The sequence below is a fragment of the Collinsella sp. AM31-2AC genome, assembly GCF_003469285.1.
In the GTDB taxonomy this organism is placed as follows: domain Bacteria; phylum Actinomycetota; class Coriobacteriia; order Coriobacteriales; family Coriobacteriaceae; genus Collinsella; species Collinsella aerofaciens_AT.
Window position 1 is genome coordinate 1 of sequence record NZ_QSJB01000016.1, and the last position, 444, is coordinate 444.

Genomic DNA, 444 nt, shown 5'->3' on the forward strand with positions numbered 1-444 from the left:
GGCGGAGGCGGGGCATGCCCCGCCTCTTACACCACATCTCTGCACGCTACCTGCTGGCGGGTTCGAATCCCATGAAATGGGCCCAAAAAAGAAAGGCTCCCATTGCTGGGAGCCTATCAAATCAGTGGTGGGCGATGAGGGATGTCGCGTGCGGCTGACGCCGCCCGCTCTCGCTTCGTCGCTCCGCTTCTCGCGTGCTGCGCTGGAAAACGCTTCGCGTTTCCTCAGCTCCGCACCCTTGCGGGTTCGAATCCCCCCGCGATGGGCCCAAAAAAGAAAGGCCCCCATAGCTGGGAGCCTATCAAATCAGTGGTGGGCGATGAGGGATGTCGCGTGCGGCTGACGCCGCCCGCTTTCGCTTCGGGCCTGCGGCCCTCGCGTGCTGCGCTGGAAAACGCTTCGCGTTTCCTCAGCTTCGCACCCTGTCGGGTTCGAATCCCATGC